Origin of the sequence: Tabrizicola sp. (assembly GCF_016792905.1) — a bacterium.
In the GTDB taxonomy this organism is placed as follows: Bacteria; Pseudomonadota; Alphaproteobacteria; order Rhodobacterales; family Rhodobacteraceae; genus Tabrizicola.
In genome coordinates, this window is the sequence record NZ_JAEULP010000069.1 from 100,347 (window position 1) to 106,982 (window position 6,636).

The 6,636-nt window shown below is 66.2% G+C and carries 8 protein-coding genes and 1 pseudogene; 1 reads left to right on the forward strand and 8 read right to left on the reverse strand.

The window, feature by feature from the left end:
- Position 1: 1 nt before the first annotated feature.
- Together ygiD and JNL31_RS14975 are read right to left on the reverse strand one after the other, a co-directional pair.
- Entirely contained in the window at positions 2-829 is an 828-nt protein-coding gene (ygiD, locus tag JNL31_RS14970; protein WP_294974814.1) for a 4,5-DOPA dioxygenase extradiol, read from the reverse strand.
- A 62-nt stretch (positions 830-891) separates the two neighbouring features.
- Positions 892-1,299, reverse strand: coding sequence for a DoxX family protein (locus JNL31_RS14975; protein ID WP_294974817.1), 408 nt, complete (start codon positions 1,297-1,299; stop codon positions 892-894).
- A 132-nt stretch (positions 1,300-1,431) separates the two neighbouring features.
- On the opposite strand from JNL31_RS14975, the gene JNL31_RS14980 reads away from it, so the two are divergent.
- On the forward strand, positions 1,432-2,328 hold the full coding sequence (locus JNL31_RS14980) for a LysR family transcriptional regulator (RefSeq protein WP_294974820.1): 897 nt from the start codon (positions 1,432-1,434) through the stop codon (positions 2,326-2,328).
- 16 nt (positions 2,329-2,344) lie between these two features.
- Here the strand turns inward: JNL31_RS14980 and iolG are convergent, their stop codons facing one another.
- The 6 genes and pseudogenes from iolG to JNL31_RS15010 all read right to left on the reverse strand — a co-directional run.
- The gene (gene iolG / locus JNL31_RS14985) at positions 2,345-3,346 is read right to left on the reverse strand and encodes an inositol 2-dehydrogenase (protein ID WP_294974823.1); all 1,002 of its coding nucleotides are present in this window, start codon (positions 3,344-3,346) and stop codon (positions 2,345-2,347) included.
- Between the two features lie 15 nt (positions 3,347-3,361).
- Positions 3,362-4,390 carry a Gfo/Idh/MocA family oxidoreductase gene (locus JNL31_RS14990; RefSeq protein ID WP_294974825.1) on the reverse strand — a complete coding sequence of 343 codons (1,029 nt, stop codon included), beginning with the start codon at positions 4,388-4,390 and terminating at the stop codon, positions 3,362-3,364.
- A gap of 3 nt (positions 4,391-4,393) precedes the next feature.
- Complete coding sequence (locus JNL31_RS14995) at positions 4,394-5,218, reverse strand: 3-methyl-2-oxobutanoate hydroxymethyltransferase (RefSeq protein ID WP_294974828.1); 825 nt, start codon at positions 5,216-5,218, stop codon at positions 4,394-4,396.
- 10 nt (positions 5,219-5,228) lie between these two features.
- Positions 5,229-6,002, reverse strand: coding sequence for a TIM barrel protein (locus tag JNL31_RS15000; RefSeq protein ID WP_294974831.1), 774 nt, complete (start codon positions 6,000-6,002; stop codon positions 5,229-5,231).
- Between the two features lies 1 nt (position 6,003).
- Complete coding sequence (locus tag JNL31_RS15005) at positions 6,004-6,312, reverse strand: MocE family 2Fe-2S type ferredoxin (protein WP_294974833.1); 309 nt, start codon at positions 6,310-6,312, stop codon at positions 6,004-6,006.
- A gap of 98 nt (positions 6,313-6,410) precedes the next feature.
- Positions 6,411-6,636: pseudogene (locus JNL31_RS15010) on the reverse strand (hypothetical protein); the annotation flags it as partial.

Genomic DNA, 6,636 nt, shown 5'->3' on the forward strand with positions numbered 1-6,636 from the left:
CTCAGGCCACCTGATGGAACACGAAGGACCGCATCGACACCGATCCCAGGTCGATCGCATCGGTCATGAAGGTCAGCTGGTCCCGCCCGTCCGAGGCCCCGGCGATGGTCAGTGCGGGCATGTAGTGGTCCACCGTCGGATGCGCCATGCGCAACAGCGTCCCCAGCCCCGCCGCATCGGCCAGCGGCTTCAGGTCGCGTGCCTCCAGCCGGTTGGCGAAGAGCCGGTCGAACTCCAGCGCAAAGTCCTGTGGCTGGCCCCCGAAGCGCATCGCCCGCAGGTTATGCACCACGTTGCCCGACCCCAGGATCAGCACTCCCCGGTCGCGAAGCTGCGCCAGGGTGCGGCCGACCTCAAGCTGATGCTCAAGCCCCCGGCCCATGTCGATGGAGACCTGGAAGACCGGCACCTGCGCCTGCGGATACAGGAACTTCAGCACCGTCCAGGCGCCGTGATCCAGACCCCAGGTGTCATCCTCGGCGGCATGGTGGCTGGCCAAGAGGCTCACCACTTCCCGCGCCAGCACCGGGTTGCCCGGGGCCGGATAGTCCATCGCATAAAGTGCATCCGGGAAGCCGTAGAAATCGTGGATCGTCTTCGGCAGGGATGAGACATCGACCAGCGTGGTCCCCCGCGTCATCCAGTGCGCCGAGACGACCAGGATCGCCGCCGGTTCCGGCAGGCTTTTCCCGAGTTCCGTCCAGGCGCGGCTGTACTCGGTATCCTCAAGCGCGTTCATCGGGCTGCCGTGGCCCAGGAACACCACCGGCATCCGGGCCGAAGGCTTCAGCCGGTCGCGCAGGGCGTGCAGGTCGGTGATCGCGCTCATTTCGCTGTCCTATCGGGAAAAGGGCCGCCCCGGCGGGACGGTCCATCTGTTTCAGAGTGCGATCAGGCCGCGACGGCCACCGGAGACGAAGGTTTCAGCGCATAGGCCCCGCTGCCCAAGAGCGCGATGGCGCCCTGGATCACCGCCCAGAACAACGGGAATTCCCAGCCACCGCCTTCGCTGGAGAAGACCCAGCCATTGCCCGAATGCACCCAGGTCGCACCCAGAAGCACCGGGACCAGCGCAAGCGCCACCGCGCGGGTCGCCACACCAAGGATCAGCGCCAGGCCACCCGCAACTTCGGCAAAGATGGTCAGGTAGGCGAAGAAGCCCGGCAGGCCAAGGCTTTCGAAATAGCCGACGGTGCCGGGAATCGTGAAGACAAAGACCTTCATCAGGCCGTGGGCAATGAACAGCGCCCCGCTCGAGACGCGAAGGGCAAGGGCGGCGTAGTCGGAGTTGGTGGACATGGAATGCATCCTTTTCTGAAAGCCGCAGCTGCGGCGAGTGATCCGATGCCGCCTAGATAGCGCTTGACCACTCGGCATGAAATGGCAAGCTTCCGGAATGACTATCCATGTTCCGTTCCAAATTGGGCTTCGATGGACCTGATCGACGAACTCAAGGCCTTTGTCGCGACCGCGCAGACCGGCTCCTTTACCGCCGCCGCCGAACAGCTTGGCGTGTCTAACCGGCTGACCTCGAAATACGTGGCCGAGCTTGAGTCCCGGCTTGGCGTCCGGCTTCTGCAACGCACCACCCGCAAGGTCGGCCTCACCCCGGCGGGCGAGGACCTCCTTGCCCGCGCGCCCGCGCTCCTCGACGATCTCGACGACCTGATCGGCGAGGTGTCAGAAGGCTCGCGCGGGTTTTCCGGGGTGATCCGCATCTCTGCTTCCGTCACCTTCGGCGAAACCTATGTCACCGGGATGCTGGATCGCTTCGGCCTGAAGAATCCGGCGCTGTCCTTCGACCTGCGCCTCTCCGACCGGCACGTCGACCTCGCCAGCGAAGGCATCGACGTGGCCTTCCGCATGGGCCGAACCGACACCCAGTCGCTGAAGGCCTTGAAGCTCGGCGGCTTCGCCTCGCTCCTCGTCGCCAGTCCCGCATATCTGGCCCGCAAGGGCACCCCGCAGGCCCCCGCCGATCTTGTCCGGCACGACTGCATCATCGATACCAACCGTCGCAGTCCCCGCCGCTGGAGCTTCGGCACCGGCGCCAGCGAAACCACCGTTGCCGTGCAGGGCCGGTTCCAGGTGAACTCCGCCCGCGCAGCCGTGGAACTTGCGGGCAAGGGCCACGGCCTCGCCTATGCCCCCCGCTTCACCCTGCGCGAAGCGCTCGCGCAGGGCCTTGTCGTCCCGGTCCTTCCCGACCATGCCGCAGAGATGGGGCTCCTCAACGCGGTCTACCTGGAGGGCCGCGTCCTGCCCCGCAAGGTCCGCGCCCTGATCGACTTCGCCGCCGAGGACATCCGCACCGCCGACATCCTTTGACACGGCACGGCCCGCCTCAACCGGTCACACTGGCCAGCGTGACCGGCTGTCCGGTCTTGGCCGATTGCGTCGCGGCCTCCGCCATCGCCAGGGCGTTGATGCCGTCGGCGAGGGTGACGGGCAATGCGGCACCGTTTGCCACCGCCTCGACAAAGGCCGCCCACTCCGCCTTGTAGGCGGGCATGTAGCGTTCAAGGAAGAAATAGGTCGGCTTTGCTCCGGTCACTCCCGCGGTCGTCGACTTGACCAGGGTGTTTTCCAGCATGTTCTGCGCCTGCAACAGGCCTTCCGAGCCCAGAAGCTCGACCCGCTGGTCATAGCCATAGACCGCCCGGCGCGAGTTCTTGATCACTGCGATGCGGCCGTCAGCGTAGGTGAGGGTGACGACGGCGGTATCCACGTCGCCAGCCTCGCCGATGGCAGGATCGACGATCGAGGTGCCAACCGCGCTGACCGTGACGGGGGCCGCGCCCATGATGAAGTTCGCCATGTCGAAGTCATGGATCATCATGTCGCGGAACAGCCCGCCCGAGACCTTGATATAGGCCACCGGCGGCGGGGCAGGGTCGAAGGAGGTGATCGACAGAAGCTCCGCCTTGCCGATCTCGCCCTTGTCGAGCGCGGCCTTCAGCGCGGCGAAGTTCGGATCGAAGCGGCGGTTGAAGCCGATCATGACGGGCTTCCCGCTTGGGGCGACGGTCTTCTGGCAGGCGAGCGCGCGCGCCAGCGACAGGTCCACCGGCTTTTCGCAAAGGACGGCCTTTCCGGCGGCGGTGGCGCGTTCGATCAGGTCGGAATGGGTGTCGGTCGAGGTGGCTATGAGGACCGCGTTGATCGCGGGATCGTTCAGGATCGCGTCGGTGGTCCGCGCCTCGGCACCGTATTGCTTCGCGAGCTTGGCAGCGGCCTCGGCGTTGATGTCCGACACCGCGACAAGGCGCGAGCCGGGATGGGTGGTGATGGCGGTGGCATGGACGCCCGCAATGCGGCCGGCGCCCAGAAGTCCTACGTTCAGCATGGGTATTCCTCGTGGTCAGAGAGTGATGGAGCGGCCCTCAAGGGCGCTTTGGCGGGCGGCGTCCAGCACGGCAAGCGTGCGTGCGCCTTGTTCGGCGGTAACGGGGGGCAGGGTGCCGTCGCGGACGGCCTTGGCGAAGGCCTCGTAGTAATCGTGGTAACGGCCCTGTTCGGCGGGGATAACCTCGGCGCCCCTTGCGGTGTGCAGGGTGCCCCAGTTGGCCTTTGGCTCGTAGCCCCAGGCGGCGAGGTCGTCGGTCGGGCGTTTCCCCGCGAAGATCGCCTGCGCCTGAACATCGGTCGTCGACGAGCCGTAGAAGCCAAGATCGCCGTAGGCCCGAAACTCACGCGAGTCGACGTGGTTCAGCTTCGACGCCTCGACATGGCTCGTGGCGCCGCTCTCGTGGGTCAGGCGGATGGTGAAACCCGCATCGGTGCGGCCTTGGGCCAATTCGACGAAATCCATCTGGGCATCGACGCTGGCGACCGGCCCCAGAAGCCAGATCATCTGGTCGACGACATGGCTGCCAAGGTCGCGCAGGAGCCCGCCGGTGGGCCCAGCCTCCAGCGTATGCGCCCCGTCCTGGTCCATGCGGGAATGGACGCGCCAGATTTTCCCGAGGCGCCCGTCTCGGACAAGCTTCGCCAGCGTCTGCATGTCGCTGTCGTAGCGCCGGTTCAGGTAGACGCCGAGGGTGACGCCCTTCGCCTCAGCCGCTGCGCCCAGGGACCGGGCGCTGGCAGCATCGGGGGCGAAGGGCTTGTCGGCGATGACATGCAGGCCCGCGGCGATGGCCTCCAGCACCAGGTCGCGGCGGGTCTGCGGCGGGGTGGTGATGGTGACGGCATCGCAGGTGCCAGCCGCGATCATCTCGGAAAGGCTGGCGAAGACCGGAACATCGGGCCAGTCCTCGCGCGCGGCGGCCACCGTTCCCGGGGCGCGGGCAACGATGCCGGTCAGGGTGCAGCCCTGCGCCGCCGCGATGAAGGGCGTGTGGAAGCACCGCCCGCCCATGCCATAGCCGACAACCCCGATCCGAAGCATGGTCTAGCCTTTCACCGATTTCAGGAACGCGTCGAACTCCTCGTCCTTGATCGCAACCGTATGCTCCGTCGCCGGGTAGCCACCTGCATCGACATCGGCCCGGAAGGCCCTGAAAGCGGCAATGCGGTCCTCCTGGATCGCTTTCAGCTTCGGCCCAAGCTCGACATAGATCTTGCCGTGCCGGGGCTTGTGATTGACGCCGTAGCCGCAGACATCCTCGGTGAACAGGTACTGCGCATCGGCATGTTTGCCCGCCCCCATGCCCAGCATGACGAGGCTGGAGTTTTCCGTCAGGAACTTCGCCACCCGGTCCGGCACCACCTCAAGCTCCGCCGCGAAGACGCCGATCCTTTCCAGCATCTGCGTGTGTTTCCACAGCGCCTCGGCCTCGGTCGCGGTCTTGCCGACGGCCCGCCAGCCGGTCCAGGTGATGTAACTGGGGATCAGCCCGATGTGCCCCACGACAGCAAGGTGGTTGTCGGCCAGCGCCTTCTGGATGTCGTAGGAGGCCGAACAGTAGAACGCATCCCCGCCGATGGACGAGAACCGGAAGGCGGTGCGCAGGTAATCCTCCGCCGTGGTCAGGAAGACCCCGTTCAGGGCGCCCCAGCCGCCGTAGGGTAGGCCAACCTGCACGAAGCAATCTCCCGCGGCCTCGCGCATCTCGGCGTCGAAGAATCGTCCCTCGATCGACAGCATATGGATGCCCGCAGCAGCGGCGGCGGCGGCTTCCTCCTTCGTCTGGACATAGAGCATCGAAATCTTCTCGCCCCGCGCCTTCATGGTGCGAAGATCCTGGACGAGGGGGCGGTTGTGATACATTCCCATGGATTGGTCCTTACAGGGTAAAGGCTGATCGGAAGGCTTCGAGGGCAGCCTCCTCATCGCCCTTGGCATTGGCCTCCATGCCGACGGGGCCGGAATAGCCCATGTCCTTCAAGGCCTTGGCAACGCCATGATAATTGATCTCGCCCGTCCCCGGCTCGCAGCGGCCGGGGTTGTCGGCGACCTGGACCTCGCCGATCCAGGGCAGGCAGGCCTGACACCAGCGGATCAGGTCGCCCTCGCCGATCTGGGTGTGGTAGAGGTCGAGGTTGATGCGAAGCTGCGGGCGGTTGACCGCGCTGACCAGGCCCAGCACGGCTGCCGTGCTTCCGAAGGGGCAGCCGGGGTGGTCGATGGGGTTCAGGTTCTCCAGCGTGAAGACCTGGCCCTCGGCTTCCGCCAGATCGCAGATGCGGTGAAGGGTGTCGCGGGCACGCTGTTCCATGCCTGGCGCGAAGGCCCCGATCTGGGGTATCGGTATCCCCATGTCGCCAAGTCCGGTGCCGTGCAGGTTCAGGCGATGGACGCCCAGGCGCTTGCCGACCTTCGCGGTTTCCTTTGCGGAAGCCAGCAGCATCGCGCAGCCGTCCGGGTCGGTCAGGCGGCCTTGCAGGTAGCCGTTCATGATGGTGAAGGTCGCGCCGGTCTTTTCCAGCGCCGCCAGCTCCCAGTTCGGCCAGTTCCAGAGGCCGACGCCGAAGCCCATCTCCTTCAGACGCGAGGCGCGCCAGGCGATGGGGCGGTCGCGCCACAGCATCTCGGCGCAGGCGGCAAGTTGGAAGCTCATGTCAAAGGTCCACGAAGACGCGCCCGTCCTCGACCCTGGTCGGGTAGGTGCGCAGGTTGTTGCAGGCGGGCGGGGTCTCGACCTCGCCCGTCGTCACGTTGAAGATCGAGGAGTGCTTGGGGCATTCGATCGTGCCTTCCACCACAAGCCCGTCGCAAAGGTGGATGTCCTCATGCGTGCACAGGCCGTCGGCGCAGAAGTAGCCGTCCTGATGGTCGCGGACAATGATGAAGGTCCGGGAATTGTGATCGAATCTGATCACATCCTCGGCGTCGATGTCGGAGGTGGCGCAGGCGTTGATCCAGGGCATCTTGGCTTCCATTGCTAGGGCGCCCCGGCCCGGGGACAATCCCGGACCGGGGCGGGATGTCGGGACCGGGGAGGAACCCGGGTGGCCCGACAGGGAGACTATTCGGCGGGCGGTGGCGGGTGGCCGTCATGGGTAGCCATGTAGCCCTCGATCTCGGCTTCGAGGCTTGCCATCGAGGCGCCCCCGGCCATCAGGTCGGTGATCTCTTCGCGGGTCTTCTCGCCCTTCTTGAAGTCCGCGGCGACGGCGCCCCGGATCAGCACGGCGAAATGGTCGCCCACCGCCATCGCATGCATCACCTGATGGGTGATGAACACCACCGCC